At 35.9% G+C, this 15,823-nt stretch carries 11 protein-coding genes; 7 read left to right on the top strand and 4 right to left on the bottom strand.

What is annotated here, in order from left to right:
• Positions 1–158 precede the first annotated feature (158 nt).
• A complete protein-coding gene (locus BLP44_RS18670) occupies positions 159–1,307 on the bottom strand; it encodes a CaiB/BaiF CoA transferase family protein (protein WP_091135123.1) in 1,149 nt (382 codons plus the stop codon).
• Positions 1,304–2,452 carry an ABC transporter substrate-binding protein gene (locus tag BLP44_RS18665; protein ID WP_091135121.1) on the bottom strand — a complete coding sequence of 383 codons (1,149 nt, stop codon included), beginning with the start codon at positions 2,450–2,452 and terminating at the stop codon, positions 1,304–1,306. The genes BLP44_RS18670 and BLP44_RS18665 overlap by 4 nt, the downstream gene beginning before the upstream one ends.
• A 392-nt stretch (positions 2,453–2,844) precedes the next feature.
• On the opposite strand from BLP44_RS18665, the gene BLP44_RS18660 reads away from it, so the two are divergent.
• From BLP44_RS18660 to BLP44_RS18650, 3 genes are all read left to right on the top strand, one after another.
• Positions 2,845–3,858, top strand: coding sequence for a zinc-binding alcohol dehydrogenase family protein (locus tag BLP44_RS18660; RefSeq protein WP_091135119.1), 1,014 nt, complete (start codon positions 2,845–2,847; stop codon positions 3,856–3,858).
• Between the two features lie 65 nt (positions 3,859–3,923).
• The gene (locus BLP44_RS18655) at positions 3,924–4,721 is read left to right on the top strand and encodes an SDR family oxidoreductase (protein ID WP_091135117.1); all 798 of its coding nucleotides are present in this window, start codon (positions 3,924–3,926) and stop codon (positions 4,719–4,721) included.
• 6 nt (positions 4,722–4,727) lie between these two features.
• On the top strand, positions 4,728–5,558 hold the full coding sequence (locus BLP44_RS18650) for an amidohydrolase family protein (RefSeq protein WP_091135116.1): 831 nt from the start codon (positions 4,728–4,730) through the stop codon (positions 5,556–5,558).
• Positions 5,559–5,910: 352 nt separating this feature from the next.
• Here BLP44_RS18650 and BLP44_RS18645 read toward each other — a convergent pair whose 3' ends face one another.
• Positions 5,911–7,548 carry a glycoside hydrolase family 28 protein gene (locus BLP44_RS18645; protein ID WP_394363690.1) on the bottom strand — a complete coding sequence of 546 codons (1,638 nt, stop codon included), beginning with the start codon at positions 7,546–7,548 and terminating at the stop codon, positions 5,911–5,913.
• Positions 7,549–7,975: 427 nt separating this feature from the next.
• Here BLP44_RS18645 and BLP44_RS18640 point away from each other — a divergent pair, with 427 nt between their 5' ends.
• The 3 genes from BLP44_RS18640 (at position 7,976) to BLP44_RS18630 (ending at position 13,292) form a co-directional block, all read left to right on the top strand.
• On the top strand, positions 7,976–10,492 hold the full coding sequence (locus BLP44_RS18640) for a right-handed parallel beta-helix repeat-containing protein (protein WP_091135113.1): 2,517 nt from the start codon (positions 7,976–7,978) through the stop codon (positions 10,490–10,492).
• Positions 10,493–10,650: 158 nt separating this feature from the next.
• Positions 10,651–11,715 (top strand): Gfo/Idh/MocA family protein, encoded by a 1,065-nt coding sequence (locus BLP44_RS18635; protein WP_091135112.1) that lies wholly within the window; start codon positions 10,651–10,653, stop codon positions 11,713–11,715.
• Entirely contained in the window at positions 11,712–13,292 is a 1,581-nt protein-coding gene (locus BLP44_RS18630) for a sodium:solute symporter (protein WP_091135110.1), read from the top strand. The genes BLP44_RS18635 and BLP44_RS18630 overlap by 4 nt, the downstream gene beginning before the upstream one ends.
• Positions 13,293–13,523: 231 nt before the next feature.
• Here the strand turns inward: BLP44_RS18630 and BLP44_RS18625 are convergent, their stop codons facing one another.
• Positions 13,524–14,735 carry an MFS transporter gene (locus BLP44_RS18625; RefSeq protein ID WP_091135108.1) on the bottom strand — a complete coding sequence of 404 codons (1,212 nt, stop codon included), beginning with the start codon at positions 14,733–14,735 and terminating at the stop codon, positions 13,524–13,526.
• Positions 14,736–14,862: 127 nt separating this feature from the next.
• On the opposite strand from BLP44_RS18625, the gene BLP44_RS18620 reads away from it, so the two are divergent.
• Complete coding sequence (locus BLP44_RS18620) at positions 14,863–15,648, top strand: AraC family transcriptional regulator (protein WP_091135106.1); 786 nt, start codon at positions 14,863–14,865, stop codon at positions 15,646–15,648.
• Positions 15,649–15,823: the final 175 nt, after the last annotated feature.

The raw sequence follows: 15,823 nt of genomic DNA, 5'->3' as shown, positions 1-15,823 counted from the left end.
TATTTGTTTAATCGTTTTTACTCAACAATTAAAAATCTAATTTTATCTGCTCAAATCTTTTTAAATCTGCGTGAAATACTTTTTGCGCATAGATTTTTTCACGCAGATTTACACAGATTAAAGCAGATTAGAAAGATTTTAATTTAAGCTGTTGAGTTTTATTTAACTCGAATAAACTCTTTTTGTATGCTCAAATTATCCTGACCTACTTTTGGTGCTGCTTTTTCGCTTAATAAAATTTCGCCGTCTAATTGAATCGGACTTCTCGTGGTAACTAAAGTTTCGCCATCCGAATTTTTCACGGTTTGTTTTAGCTGTAATTCATTTACAAAAGGCTGATTGTCTAATTCTTCGTAATTGAAAACTTTTCCGCACCAAATGCCTTCTTTTTGCAGGATTTCAATCCAATAATCAGAAGTTTGGGTTTGAATTCTCTCACTTAAAATGGTTCTGATTTCGTCTCTTTTTTCAAACCAAAGATGTTTATCCGCAAAAGAGTTTAAGTCTAATCCTAACGTTTTTCCAATGAAAATTAAATCGCCCATTGCAAGAGATAAATAGCCGTCTTGCGTTTGGTAAACTCCGTAAGGCGCGCTTAAAAAAGCATGCGCGCTTCCTTTTATATTGCCACGTTCAGGCAATTGACCGCCATCATTTAAGAAAGAAGTTATCGCTTCAAATTGTACATCGAGAATAGATTCTAATAAACTGACTTCTACCAAAACTCCTTTTTTAGTTTTGGCTCTTTTTAAAAGTGCAGCCAGAATACCTTGCACAAAATGATTGCCGCACATTAAATCGGCTACAGCCAATCCGAACGGAACTGGACCTTGACTTTTGCGTCCGCTCAGCCAGCTTAATCCAGAAAGCGATTGCAATAATAAATCTTGTCCCGGTTTTTTGGCCCACGGACCTTCATTTCCGTAACCTGTAATGGTTCCGTAAATAATCTGCGGATTTATAGCTAAAGTATTTTCAAAATCTAAACCGATTTTCTCCATAACTCCGGGTCTGAAATTATGAGTCATAATATCAGCCTTTTCGATTAGTTTTTTAATCAAAACCAAATCGTCAGGATTTTTTAAATCGGCTGCAAAAGATTCTTTATTTCTATTAATCGTATGAAAAAGCAAACTGCTGTCGTCTACAAATAAATCTTTGATGCTCAATTGCCTGCATGCTTCGCCTTTTATTGGCCGCTCAATTTTGATAACGCGTGCGCCCAAATCAGCCAGTTTTAATCCAGCCGAAGGTCCTGCCAAAAACTGGCAGAATTCCAGAACAATTAATCCTTCTAAAGGCCTCATACGGTTTGTATTTTTTGAGATTCCGCGTAAAGCGAATTCATTTCTTCCAATACTTTTAATTCGTCTCCGCCATTCATCAAATAATTGCGAACCACATCTCCTGCATGATCTTGGAAATACATATGTCCGTAATATCTTGGACGAAGGAAAGCACGCTCTAACGCAGGAAGTGTATTTTTGAAATAATCATGCGTTACACCATTAATTCTCTCGCTTTTCCAAGCTTGCAAATGTCCCGGTTGACCGCCGTTATCCGTATAAATATTCTGCTGTACTTGTGACGAACAAGTAAATTCAGCATATTTTATGGCAGTTTCACTATGTTCGCTAAATGAAGAAACAGCCAAACCAGTTCCTCCTAGAGAAGAAATCATTGGATTATCATTCAAACGAACTAAATCATAAAAATGTAAAAGGTTTTGGCTGTAGCCAATGCGGGAATAGTTAGAATAGCCATAAGCAAATGGGCAATACGCAATTTCGTCTGAATTGGCCATAGCTTCGTAAACTTGAATTGGGTTACGATTAAAGTTAGCAGGATCAATCAATTGAGCCAACTCTCTAAACATTTGAAGCGCTTTGATTCCAGTAGCTTCAGAAATCACTTTTTCTTCAGAAAGAAAAGGAGCTTCACCCAAACTACAGCAAAACATATAAAAACTCATCAATACGTCAACTGGTATTCCAGCAAAAGCCACTAAACCTTTTTTAGCTAAAGCCAATAAATCGTCGTAAGTTTTTGGAACTTCTAAATTATTTTTTTTCAAAAGGTCTAATCGTGCAGAGGCAACAGGAGTCGCTGCATCAATTGGCAACGCCCATAATTTATCGTGAAAAACATAACTTCCGTATGATTTTCCAACGGTATTAATTTCTAGATCTTTAATATATGCTGGAGATAAATAATGAGATAACGGAAGAATCGCTTTGGTCTGCGCTCCAAAACCTGTCCAAGGATGATCAATTACCAATAAATCAAACCTTTTGGCTAGGTCTTCGATTGAAGCATCGGCAAATTCTTGTAGGCTTCTTTTTTCCCAAGAAATTTCAACTTTAGGATGTAGTTCAGTAAAACGCTGCGATGTCGCAACCATCGGAAGCAGACCTCTTGTATGGTTCCAAGTTATGCCTTTTAATTTTATCATTTTATCTAAAAGTTTTGGATAATGTAATCGATTGAATTAATAAATGTAAAAATTACAATTACAAAAGTAGGAATTAGATTTTAATGGGCAAGAAATCCTTTCTTTTTAAGAAATCTTTTTTGCATAAAGTGATAATTATTGATATAATTTTTACAAACCATTTAAAATATGTTATAAAAGTTTAAAGTTTAGTTATATTAATAGGTTGAAAATAAAATATATCTCGGATATTAATTTTTAAAAGGTATTTTTGTAATTGTAATTTTTACATTTATTAGTTTTGCTTTGTTCTTTTTTGAAGAATTTTGAATTTCTAAATGAAAGAATTGCCATTTAGGAACAAGTAGATGGAAAGCAATTGCTTATCAAAATAAAATTAAAGAAAGTATAAAATGAAATACATTGTTTGCGAAAAACCGCAGGAATTTCTATTAAAAGAAACCAGTATTCCAGAACCAAAAGAAGGTGAAGTCTTATTGAAAATTAAAAGAATTGGTATCTGTGGAACAGATATTCATGCCTTTGGCGGCACTCAGCCTTATTTTGAATATCCAAGAATTTTAGGCCACGAATTGGCTGCAGAATATGTAAAAGGAAATGCTCCAGGTTTTAAACCAGGTGATAAAGTGACTTTTATTCCATATTTTAACTGTGGAAAATGTGTTGCCTGCAGAAACGGATTAACAAACTGCTGTGTAAATATTAAAGTTTTCGGCGTTCACATTGATGGCGGAATGGCTGAATATGTTTCGATTCCTGAACAATATTTACTGCACGGTCAAGGTTTAGATTATGATGAATTGGCTTTGGTGGAGCCTTTGGCAATTGCAGCACACGGAGTAAGACGAGCGGCTGTAAAACCAACGGATACGGTTTTGGTTATGGGAGCAGGTCCAATTGGAATTGGTTTGATTCAGTTTACTAAAATTGCTGGAGCAAAGGTAATTGTAATGGACATTAACGATTATAGATTAAATTTCTGTAAAACGGAACTAAATGCTGATGAAACGATTAATCCGTTGAACGATGACGTGGCTCAAAAATTAGCTGAATTGACCAATGGCGATATGGCAAATGTGGTAATTGATGCGACTGGAAACCAGAAAGTGATGAACAGTGCTTTCAATTATATTTCGCATGGCGGAAGATTTGTTTTGGTTGGACTTCAAAAAGGAGAATTAAGTTTCAGTCATCCTGATTTTCACAAAAGAGAATCGACTTTAATGAGCAGCAGAAATGCGACTATTGAAGATTTCGAATATGTGATGAAATGTTTGAAAGAAGGAAAAATAGATCCTAAAAAATACATTACACACAGAACTAGTTTTGATGAAATGATTACTGATTTCGGGAACTTGATTGATCCTAAAAATAATGTAATCAAAGCGTTAATTGAAATAGATTAGGAGAGAAACCTAACAGGTTTTTAAAACCTGTTAGGTTTGCTTGATAACTTTTAAATACCCACAAAATGGATTTAAACTTAAAAAATAAAATAGTTGTCGTTTCTGGTTCGGCTGGAAAAGAAGGCAGTATCGGAGAAACAATCGTTAACAGATTAGCGGATGAAGGTGCAATTCCGGTTTTGGTTGATAGAAACGCAAGAGGTTTCGAATACGTGGAAAAACTTCAAAAAAGAGGCGTTAATTCATTATTTGTGCAGACTGACGTAACCGATCCTGTGGCAATGGAAAATGCTGTAAAAGTAATTGGAGCTAAATATGGGAGAATTGACGCTATAATCAATAATGTGGGCGTAAATGACGGAGCAGGACTAGATTCAAGCTACGAGGATTTTATGAATTCTTTGAAACTGAATGTTGTCAGTTACTTTTTATTGGCTAAATATTCGCTTCCATATTTAAAGGAATCCAAAGGAAATATTCTAAATATTGGTTCAAAAGTCGCTTTAACAGGGCAAGGCGGAACTTCTGGTTACGCTGCTGCCAAAGGTGGAGTTTTGGGATTAACAAGAGAATGGGCTGTCGATTTGATTCATTATGGAATTCGCTCGAATGCAATTATTATTGCAGAAAGTTACACACCGGCCTACGAAGATTGGATTAAAACATTGCCTGATGGTGAAACGGTTTTAAAGAAAATCAACAAAAGCATTCCGTTTGAAGGAAGAATGACCAAAACAGAAGAAATTGCAGATACGGCACTTTTCATCATTTCAGAAAAATCGTCGCATACTACAGGACAATTTGTTTTTGTGGATGGAGGTTACGTACATTTAGATCGTGCATTAATCAGCGATGTTAATTAAAAAGTTATGAGTAAAAGAATAGATTCCCATCAGCACTTTTGGAAGTTTGACCCCGTTCGAGACAGCTGGATTGATGAAACGATGCAGAATATTCAAAGAGATTTTCTTCCTAAAGACCTTGAGCCATTATTAAAAGAAAATGAGTTTGAAGGCTGTGTTGCGGTTCAAGCAAGCCAATCGGAAGAAGAAACCCATTTTTTATTGGATTTAGCTGCTAAAAATGATTTTATAAAAGGAGTTGTAGGATGGATCGATTTGCGAAATGAAAATATCGAGGGACGTTTGCAATTCTTTTCAGATCAAAAAAAACTAAAAGGGTTTAGACATGTAGTTCAAGGCGAAGCGGATGATTTTATGGATGGAGCAGAATTCAGGAGAGGAATCGCAGCTTTACAACCATTTAATTATACTTACGATATTTTAATTTTTCATAGACAACTTCCGGCTGCAATATGTTTGGTTAAAGATTTTCCAAACCAAAAGTTTGTAATTGATCATATTGCGAAACCAGATATTAAATCAGGAAGTATTGATTCTTGGAAAAAAGGAATCGAAGAAATCGCAAAATATGACAATGTTTGGTGCAAAATCTCAGGAATGGTAACAGAAGCCGATTGGAAAAACTGGAAACCAGAAGATTTAAAACCGTATTTAGATGTGATTTTTGAAAATTTTTCAGTTGATAAATTAATGTACGGATCAGACTGGCCGGTTCTTAATGTAGCTTCTGATTATCATGAAGTAGTGAAAACTTTGGAAGATTATATTGCTGAATTTTCGATTGATGACCAGAATAAGATTTGGTTTGAAAATGCGAAGGAGTTTTATAAGTTATAATCTATGAGTTGTTATGAGTTAGCTCATAGATTATAAGAGCCTTAAAGGCTCATATCATGAACACAGGGCAACGCCCAGTGACAGCAAATAGCAAGAAGTAAAAAAGCCCTGAAAGGGCGTAAGCATTAATCGTCACGTAATTGCTTACGCCCTTTCAGGGCTTTATAATGCAGGTTTATGAAAAATCATAGGGCGTTGCCCTATGGTGATGCTTTGAGGCCTTTGGCCTCTTATTAAAACGGTTAAAATATAGCCCGTGGTTTCAACCTCGGGGACACAATGTGAGAAATGCAATACGTGACAAAATTACGTTACTGTGGTTGAAACCACGGGCTATATTTGAAAATTGATTCTAGAATTTAACCGCTTTCTTAGGAACATTTTTGTCAATAGTTGTCGTCTTCGAAAAATTAGCTGAAGAACCACTCAAATCAATATTCTTACTTGCTTCACCATTAATCGTAATGGCATTTGAAGAAGAAGGATTAAACTCGATATTTTTCAGCGAAAGGTTTTTAGTATTATAAATTTCGAAAGCGTTTTTGGCTTCGATATCCAATTGTGCGTTGCTGATTTTAATTCCGTTAGCGTCAATAATAGAAAATCCTTTTTGTGCTTTAGCAATCAAGTTTGTGATTTCAATATTTTCTAAATTCATTTCAGGAAGACCTTGTAAAAATACCGCTTGCTGAGCACCTTTAATCGTAATATTTTTGATCACAATATTTTTAAACTGAGGTGTTTCTTCGTTTACAGGAATTGCTTTTGTGCTAACGGTATTTCCGCCTTCGGCTAAAGTTTCAGCAATAGATTTCCCGCCATAATACAAATCAAATGAAATCGCTTGTGACGGAATATCAGTCATAAAAACGTCTGAGATGTAGATATTTTCTACAACACCGCCACGCCCGCGAGTACTCTTGAAACGTAGACCAACATCAGTTCCCATAAAAGTACAGTTTGAAACATGCAGATTTTTTACCCCGCCAGACATTTCACTTCCAACCGTAACACCGCCGTGACCGTGATAAACAATATTATTTTTTACAATGATATTTTCGCAAGGAACGCCTCTGTCACGTCCGTCTTTGTCTTTTCCAGATTTAATACAAATCGCATCATCACCGACATCAAAACTTGAATTTTCAATTACTACATTTTTACAAGATTCAACATCGAGACCATCACCATTTTGAGAAAACCACGGATTACGAACGGTTATGTTTCGAACAATTAAATCTTCAATTAATAAAGGATGAATATTCCAAGCTGGAGAATTTTGGAAAACAGGCCCGTCAAACATTACTCGTTTACTATTTTGAATGCTGACCAAAACCGGACGGAGAAAATCATGAATCGCTTCAAAATCTTCTTTCGTTTTCAAGTCAAGACGAATGTTCTGATCTGCTCCTTTAGCACCTTTTAAATATTGTTCAGAAGGATACCAGCTGTCTTTCTTTTCATTTAAAACTCCGCCAGAAGCGACAAATTTTTTCCATTGCTCATCTGTCAGTTTGCTCTTTTTAACTTGTCGCCAAGCTTCGCCAGAACCATCCCAAACGCCATTTCCAGTAAAAGCGATATTCTCTAAGTTTTTTCCGTAAATAGGAGATATGCATCGCCAAGTGTTTAAACCTTCAAAGCTTGTTTCTATAATAGGATATAAAGATTTATCAGTAGAAAATTTAATCAACGCACCAGTTTCAGCATGCAATTCGATATTGCTTTTTAGAATGATTGGACCAGTCAGCCAAATTCCAGGTGGAATAATTAATTTTCCTCCGCCTTTTTTAGAAAGTGCATCAATCGCATCAGCAAAAGCTTTTGTGTTTAAAACATAACCACCGTTTACAGCTCCAAAGTCTTTTAAATTTACACTGTAATTCGGAATAACGGGTTCGTTAACTTTAGACATTTTAAACTCAATGTTTTGGTAAGTGCTATTCGAAACGCTCTGGGCAATCCCATTTTTAGAACTCAGACACATCATTAATGCAAGTACAAGAGAAGCAAATTTTAGTCGGTTGGTTTTCATTGTTAGTAAATTTTTTGGTGTTTATTTTATTTATATGAAAATTTAAGTTCTTATAAATGATAATATTTAAATGTAATCGATTACACAAATTTATTAAAAAAATATTATCAAAAGCTATTTTTAGGCACTTTATCACAGAATTATTATGAATTTAACTTTTTTTGATTGTGAAATCAGAAGATAATGAAAAGTCAGGTTTTTAAAAAGAATGTTTTAAACCCAGTATTGCAGGAGGGTACAGGATGCCTGTAATTTTATATTCTTTTAAATTGTCCCTGTTATTTGGTAAAAGTGTTAAAAGTACATTTATTTGTAAAAATTATAGCGCTTTAAATAAATGCCTCGTAATTTTAGCTCAAGAAAAAAATCAATACTATAAATAATGCGTTTAATTCCTTTCAACAAATTACTAATTGTTTTTTTGATGGTATTCTCGCTTTCGGCAAGTGGAGCTGAAATTTGGGTTTCACCATCAGGAAAAGATTCGAACATCGGAACAAAATCAAGTCCGCTGGCAACAGTTCACATGGCGATGCGAAAAGCCAGAGAACTACGCCGATTAAAAGATCCATCTATAAAAGACGGAATCCGAATCATAGTAATGAACGGAACGTATTATTTAAACGAACCTTTATTTGTGCGTCCTGAAGATTCGGGAACGGCGGAAAGTCCGACAACAATTGTAGCCGATGCAAATGCAAGACCTATTATAAATGGCGGAATCGAAATCAAAAACTGGACAAAATCTACAACCGTTATCAACGGACTTAAAAAAGGATCAGTTTGGGTGGCTGATGCTCCTAAAAAAGCGGGAAGCATGATTGATTATAGACAATTGTGGGTAAACGGAAAAAAAGCCGTAAGAGCCAAAAATACAGCTGGAACGTCTATGGAACGTATTTTATCGTGGAATCACGAAGAACAAACCTGTTGGATTCCGTTTAAAGATAAATCGGTCAAGTTCGAACCAGGAATGGAAATGTTTATTGTGCAATGGTGGTCGAATGCTAATTTGCGTATCAAAAATATAGAAGTTCAAAAAGACAGTGCTAAACTTTCGTTTGAAGAACCAGAAAGCCGTATTCAAAGCGAGCATCCTTGGCCAGCACCGTGGATTTCTAAAAACAACGGAAATTCAGCCTATTTCTTAAACAATGCTTTTTCGCTTTTAAACGAGCCTGGAGAATGGTATTTGGATAAGAGAAATGCTAAAATCTATTATATTCCAAGAGCTGGCGAAGAAATGAATTCGGTTACCGTTACAGCTCCAGTTTTAGAAAATTTATTGGAAGTAAAAGGAACAATCGATTCTCCTGTACATCATTTTCAATTTAAAGGAATTTCGTTTCAATACAGCAACTGGCTTCGTCCATCGCAACAAGGTCACGTGCCATTGCAGTCAGGTTTGTATTTGCTGGATGCTTATAAATTGAAACAGCCAGGAACTCCAAATCAGGCCAATTTAGAGAATCAGGCTTGGGTGGGAAGACCTCGTGCTGCGGTTGAAGTAAATTATGCTAATAATATTCAGTTTGAATCATGCCGTTTTGAGCATTTGGCTTCGACTGGTTTAGATTTAAATAAAGGAACAAATCACAATACTGTAAAAGGAAATTTATTTAAAGACATTGGTGGAAGTGCCATTAATGTTGGAATTTTCTCTGAAGAAGCTTTTGAAGCGCATTTGCCTTTAATCATAAAAGATGAAAGAGAAATGTGTTCGGATGAAGTGATTTCTGATAATTTAATCACAAACGTTACCAATGAAGATTGGGGAACTCTTGGAATCAGTGCTGGTTTTGTTCGAAATATTACGATTGAACACAACGAAATTTCGGATGTATCGTATTCTGGAATCGCAATGGGTTGGGGTTGGACGCACACACCTAATGTGATGCAAAACAATAAAATTATAGGAAATAAAATTCATCATTATGCCAAACATTTGCATGATGTTTCGGGAATTTACACGCTTTCTGCTCAGCCAAATAGCCGAATAGAAGAAAACTACATTGATAAAGTGTACAACAGTCCGTATGCACACGACCCGTTTTTATGGCTGTATCTGTATACTGATGAAGGAAGTGAAGGCTTTACCATTAAAAATAACTGGATTGCCGAAAAGAAAATCCTTAAAAATCATAATGGTCCAAAAGGAAATATTTGGGAACACAACGATCCGTATGTAAGTTCAAAAATTAAAGATGCTGCTGGAATTAGAGCGCCATATAAAGACCTAGAAAAAGAAGTTGTTATCGACGAAAAATGGGGCTTGCAGGAAATGCCAAAACCTTATGCCATCGAGTTGATAGGCTCTGATTTTGATATCGAAAAAATCAAATCGACTTTGGTTGGATTTAGAATCGTTGGTCAGGAATTGTACCAATGGAAAAATCATTTGGTGATTTACGGAAAAATGAATCAGCCAGAAAGAACAAAACGTAAACTGGCGGGTGCTTTTCCATCTTTACAAATTAAAATCTATGAAGATTTGGTTTACGATTTCCAGAACTTCGAAAGATGTAAAGATTCAAAACCAGCATCAGATTGGGAAAATGTGGTTTTAACAGCAAATCTTCCTGCCGATGAAAAACTGCAAAAAGAATATGTAGAGTATCACAAAACGCAATTCGAGAAATGGCCAGAAGTTGCCAAAGGTTTCTGTAATGCCGATTTTCAGCAATTGCAAGTTTTCAAAAAAGACAGACAATTAATCTTGGTAATCAGTATTCCGAAAGGGGAAAGCTTGGATAAACTAAATCCAAAAACAACTGAAAATAATCCGAAAGTAGATCAATGGAATGCTTTAATGAAAAAATACCAATCGGGAATTGAAGGCGCAAAACCAGACGATACCTGGATTTTCTTAAACAAAGTGAATGTCGAAGAGAAGAAATAAAAGAGGAAAGAAGCAAGAAGAAAGATCGTAGTAGAGGATCAAGAAAAAAGAAAATCTGCTAGATCTGCGTAATCTGCGTGAAAAATAAAACTAACCTCAAAGAAGATTTCGAAAACAATCTAAAATCTAAAATCAACAATCTAAAATAACCACAACCAATGTTAAAAATAGCCATTCTGGGACTTGGAGAAGGACGAAGCACAATGTCGGCTGCAATAGAAAGTTCCAAACTAGAACTCGTTAAAATATGCGACCGAAACGAAGAATTGTGTAAACAACGTGCAAAAGAATTCGATTTTCACTCGTACACCACGAACTACGATGATTTGTTAAACGATGCATCAATTGATATTATAGCGATTTATACGCCAGATCATCTTCACGCACAGCATGTAAAACAAGCTTTACTTCACGGAAAACATGTCGTTTGTACAAAACCGTTTATTGATGATCTTTCGGATGCCAGAGAGCTTTTAGAATTAAGCAAATCAACAGGAAAGAAAGTTTTTATCGGACAAAGTTCTCGTTTCTTCGAACCAGCCAAAAGACAAAGAGCTGATTACGAAGCAGGTTTAATTGGAGATTTAATTACGATTGAAGCACAATACCATGCCGACCACAGATGGTTTTTAAAGAAAGAATGGTCGCTTTTGCAATCCTTTAAATGGCTGTACGGAGGTTTGAGTCATCCTGTAGATTTCATCAGATGGTATTTGCCAAATATCCAGGAAGTAATGGGTTACGGAATGATCAGTGCCAACGGACAATCAGCCGGATTAAAAAATGAAGATACTATGCATTTTATCTTCAAAGCGACAGACGGCAGAATTGCACGTGTAAGTGGTGTGTATACTTCCCCGACTCAGCCAGCGCAACGCGACAGCGGAATGAGCACGATTTTGAGAGCAACAGAAGGAGCAAGTCAGGCGGATTATCACGAATTGCGTTATGCGATTACAGACAAAACAGGCGAAGAAAAAGTAATTACTTGGGGCGACAGCACGATTAAATATTATTTCCGTTTTGAAGGACAAAGTCATCACGGCGGAGAATATCAAAATTACTTAGAATATTTTGTAGACAGCATTGAGCAAGATTTCGAAGCGTATCCAAACATGGAAGAAGGAATTGGAACCGTTGCTTTATTACAAGCAATGGACAAATCTCTGCAAACTGGAATGCCGGTTAAAATTGCCGATATTCTTAACGAATACGGACTATGAACAGTATCTACGATAAATTAACCACACTCGATTTTGTAATTGTTGCGGGTTATTTAGTGGCTTTATTAGTCATTGGATATGTGGTAAGTATGAAGCAGAGAAAGAAAAACGAAACGCTTTTTCTTGCCGGAAATTCTTTAAACTGGTACAGCATTGGGTTTAATATGTGGGGAACCAACGTTGGGCCGTCGTCATTATTGGCTTTTGCGAGTATTGGTTACGCTACGGGAATTGTAGCCGGAAATTTCGAATGGTATGCTTTTGTGTTTTTACTGCTTTTGGCAATGGTTTTTGCACCACGTTATATTGCGAGTAAAGTAAGCACAATGCCCGAATATATGGGGAAACGCTACGGCGACAGTACGCAGAATATTTTGGCTTGGTATGCTTTAGTCAAAATATTGGTAAGCTGGCTATCATTAGGATTATTCAGCGGAGGTGTTTTAGTGCGTCAGATTTTAGGAATTCCGATGTGGCAGAGTGTTACCGTTTTAGTGATTTTCTCCGGAATTTTCACTTTTGCAGGAGGATTGAAAGCAATTGCTAAAGTAAATGTTTTTCAGATGATTTTGTTGATTGTAGTTTCATTAACGCTTTCTTTTTTAGGTTTGCAAAAGTTAGGCGGAATCGATGTTTTAATAGCTAAAACTCCTTCAAACTTTTGGAATTTAGTTCGCCCTTCTAATGATGCGCATTATCCGTGGCCAGCTATTTTATTGGGTTATCCTGTAGCAGCAGTTGCTTTTTTCTGTACCGATCAATCGATGGTGCAGAGTGTTTTAGGAGCTAAAAACTTAGAACAGGGACAATTGGGCGTCAACTTTATTGGATGGTTAAAAGTTATGGCGCTTCCATTATTTATTTTACCAGGAATTTTGTGTTATGCCTTATATCCAGAATTAGGAAGTAATTCAGACTTAGCTTATATGACCATGGTTACAAATCTTTTTCCAAGCGGAATGAATGGTTTGGTAATCTGTGTTATGATTGCCGTTTTGGTAGGAACAATTGGTTCTTCGTTAAATGCTTTGAGCACCGTTTTTACGAATGATATTTATGTGAAGAAAATCAACCCGACGGCGACGATTCAGGATCAGATTAAAATTGGCCGTTTAACGATTGCTGCAGGATGTGTTTTTGCGATCTTGATTGCCGTTGCGATTGATAATATCAAAGGGCAGAATTTATTCAACATTTTTCAGGCGGTTTTAGGTTTCTTAGCTCCTTCATTATCTGTTGTTTTCCTTTTGAGTGTTTTCTGGAAACGCACGACCAAAAAAGCCGTAAATGCAACACTTTCTTGGGGTTCTGCTTTTAGTTTATTTGTCGGGGTTTTATATTTATGGATTTTTCCAGCGGATAAATACCCAGTTTGGCCTCACTTTTTATTGATTTCCTTTTACATTTTTGCTGTTTTAATGATTAGTGCGGTCATCATTTCTTTAACCGATAGAAATCCTGAAGTGAATGTTTCAGATGAAACGGATATTCCTAAAACTAGTAAAAAGGTAAAGCTTTTGTTCGGTTTGCTGGGATTGACGATTTTGGTTTTGTATTTGGTTTTTAATGGGAATTAATAAATTCATATTTTAAACATAACCCGTGGTTTTAACCACGGGAAACGTATTTTGATAAATGTAATGTTATATGCTTTGCGTTCCAGTGGTTGAAACCACGGACTATGTTTGCAAACGATAATAAATAAAAAACACATAGCTTTTCAATCTAGAAAACTATGTGTTTTATTATAAAATGTAATGCCTTCTAAAGACAATTCAAAATCTATGTTTCTATGTGTTTAAAAAAAATTACTCAGCCTTCTTTTTGCCTTCGATATTAGGCAAAAACCCAGTAATAACCCCAATCAAAGGCAAGAATGCGCAAATCTTAAATACATATTCTATACTCGTTGCATCGGCGATTTTTCCTAAAACAGCAGAACCCAATCCGCCCATTCCGAAGGCAAATCCGAAGAAAAGACCCGCTACAAGTCCGACTTTTCCAGGCATTAATTCAGTTGCATAAACTAAGATTGCAGAGAAAGCCGAAGAAAGAATCAATCCGATGATTACAGATAAAGTTCCAACCCAGAAAAGAGAAACATAAGGCAGCATTAAAGTAAACGGAGCAACTCCGAGAATAGAAACCCAGATTACGTATTTTCGGCCATATCGGTCACCAATTGGACCACCGATTAAAGTTCCGGCAGCAACAGCTCCAGAAAACAAGAATAGATATACTTGTGATTGCTGAATCGAGATGTGGAATTTATCAATCAAAAAGAAAGTGTAATAACTCGTAATACTGCTCATGTAGAAGTATTTAGAAAAAATTAAAACCAATAAAATGATTAACGAAGCAATTACACGGTTTTTAGATAAGTGGTGCGTTTCAATTTTCAGCGCTGCTTTGTTCGCATTTCTTTCAGATAAATGTGCCGTGTACCAAATCGCAATTTTATACAAAGCAAAAATTCCAACCAAAGCAATAATACAAAACCAAGCCACATAAGATTGCCCGTGTGGAATGATAATAAAAGCCGCTAATAACGGTCCGATAGCGCTTCCTGCATTTCCGCCTAACTGGAAAATAGACTGCGCCAATCCTTTTTTGCCACCCGAAGCCAAATGCGCTACACGTGATGATTCTGGATGAAAAATCGAAGATCCGATTCCGATTAAACTTACTGATAAGAGTAAGAAACCAAAATTAGTAGCAATTGAGACTAAAAATAATCCAGTCATTGTAAAACACATTCCGACAATTAATGAATAGGGTTTAGAATTTTTATCGGTATACATTCCCACAAAAGGCTGAAGGATCGAAGCTACGATTTGATAGGTAAAAGTGATGATTCCGATCTGCGTAAAACTCAATCCGAAATTATCTTTAATAAGCGGATAAATAGACGGAACAACAGCTTGTAAAAGGTCATTAATTAAATGCGAAAAGCTGATTATAAAAAGTATCGAATACGTTGTTTTTTTTATTACTTCTGGTTGTACTTTAACGGTTTCCATGAGTGTTTTTTAGGTTAATGGTATTTTTAAAAATTACAGCTGTATTAATTTTTTACAAAATTGAAACAAATTAAAATGTCAAAATTGCTATATTTGGACAATGAATAATCAAATTCGGACATATCGAATGGCACAGGAACATGGATACAGAGTAGATCCATCAATTCCTGTTATTGGCTACACCGAAATGGTGACTAACGAAATGTGTGTTTCACACTCACATCCAAGAGGTCAGCTGATTTATGCAACCCGTGGCGTAATGAATGTTGTTGTGGGCAATCATATTTGGGTGGTAAATCCGTTGCAGGGTTTGTGGCTTCCGGGCGGAGTAGAGCATCAGGTTACTTTTCAGAAAGACGTTAATTATTATAGCGTTTTTATCGATCCGTCTGCAATGGCAGGATTGCCTGAAAAAAGTTTTTCATTTGATATTCCGATGTTTTTAAAACAATTGGTTTTCAAAATCATTTCTTTTGGAGTAGATGGAAATTTAACGGCTCCACAACACAGAATCATATCGGTCTTTCTGGATGAACTGGCTTTAATAGAACCAAGCGCCACTTTTCTGCCCACAACCAATCACGAAAGATTGCAAAAAGTAGTCGAGCTGATAATGGAAGATATTGCCAGCAAAAACACGATTGATTATTATGCCGAACTTTCGTTTATGAGTAGTAGAACTTTGTCTCGCTTATTCATCAAAGAACTCGGAATGAACTTCAGCGAATGGCGCACTCGCTTAAAATTATTAGAAGCCATAAAACGACTTAGCGAAAAACAATCTATAAAAGAAATCGCTTTCAATTTGGGTTACGAAAACACCAGCGCTTTTATTTATATGTTTAAAAAGCATTTGGGCAAAACGCCTTCTAATTATATTTTGGAAGATGAAAATGATAAACTATCAGCATAGATTTTATTTAAACACATAGAAACATAGATTTTTATTTAGCTGTTGAAAAAAGAGAATAGAAAATGACTAGTCATTAACACATAGCTATGTGTATGTATGCAAGTGAAACGCCTTTTGCAGACAAAGTAATTCTATGTTTCTATGTGTTTAAAAAATAAATCCGTCTTTCGTCCGC

The sequence above is a fragment of the Flavobacterium anhuiense genome, assembly GCF_900101855.1.
Classification (GTDB): domain Bacteria; phylum Bacteroidota; class Bacteroidia; order Flavobacteriales; family Flavobacteriaceae; genus Flavobacterium; species Flavobacterium anhuiense.
The sequence above is the reverse complement of the archived record's forward strand: the minus strand, read 5'-3'. Positions and strand labels throughout refer to the sequence as shown.

What these genes read in the sequence shown, in the direction of transcription:
- BLP44_RS18670 (WP_091135123.1), bottom strand. Translation starts at nt 1,307, where the DNA reads ATGAGGCCTTTAGAAGGATTAATTGTTCTGGAATTCTGCCAGTTTTTG.
- BLP44_RS18665 (WP_091135121.1), bottom strand. Translation starts at nt 2,452, where the DNA reads ATGATAAAATTAAAAGGCATAACTTGGAACCATACAAGAGGTCTGCTT.
- BLP44_RS18660 (WP_091135119.1), top strand. Translation starts at nt 2,845, where the DNA reads ATGAAATACATTGTTTGCGAAAAACCGCAGGAATTTCTATTAAAAGAA.
- BLP44_RS18655 (WP_091135117.1), top strand. Translation starts at nt 3,924, where the DNA reads ATGGATTTAAACTTAAAAAATAAAATAGTTGTCGTTTCTGGTTCGGCT.
- BLP44_RS18650 (WP_091135116.1), top strand. Translation starts at nt 4,728, where the DNA reads ATGAGTAAAAGAATAGATTCCCATCAGCACTTTTGGAAGTTTGACCCC.
- BLP44_RS18645 (WP_394363690.1), bottom strand. Translation starts at nt 7,548, where the DNA reads ATGATGTGTCTGAGTTCTAAAAATGGGATTGCCCAGAGCGTTTCGAAT.
- BLP44_RS18640 (WP_091135113.1), top strand. Translation starts at nt 7,976, where the DNA reads ATGCGTTTAATTCCTTTCAACAAATTACTAATTGTTTTTTTGATGGTA.
- BLP44_RS18635 (WP_091135112.1), top strand. Translation starts at nt 10,651, where the DNA reads ATGTTAAAAATAGCCATTCTGGGACTTGGAGAAGGACGAAGCACAATG.
- BLP44_RS18630 (WP_091135110.1), top strand. Translation starts at nt 11,712, where the DNA reads ATGAACAGTATCTACGATAAATTAACCACACTCGATTTTGTAATTGTT.
- BLP44_RS18625 (WP_091135108.1), bottom strand. Translation starts at nt 14,735, where the DNA reads ATGGAAACCGTTAAAGTACAACCAGAAGTAATAAAAAAAACAACGTAT.
- BLP44_RS18620 (WP_091135106.1), top strand. Translation starts at nt 14,863, where the DNA reads ATGGCACAGGAACATGGATACAGAGTAGATCCATCAATTCCTGTTATT.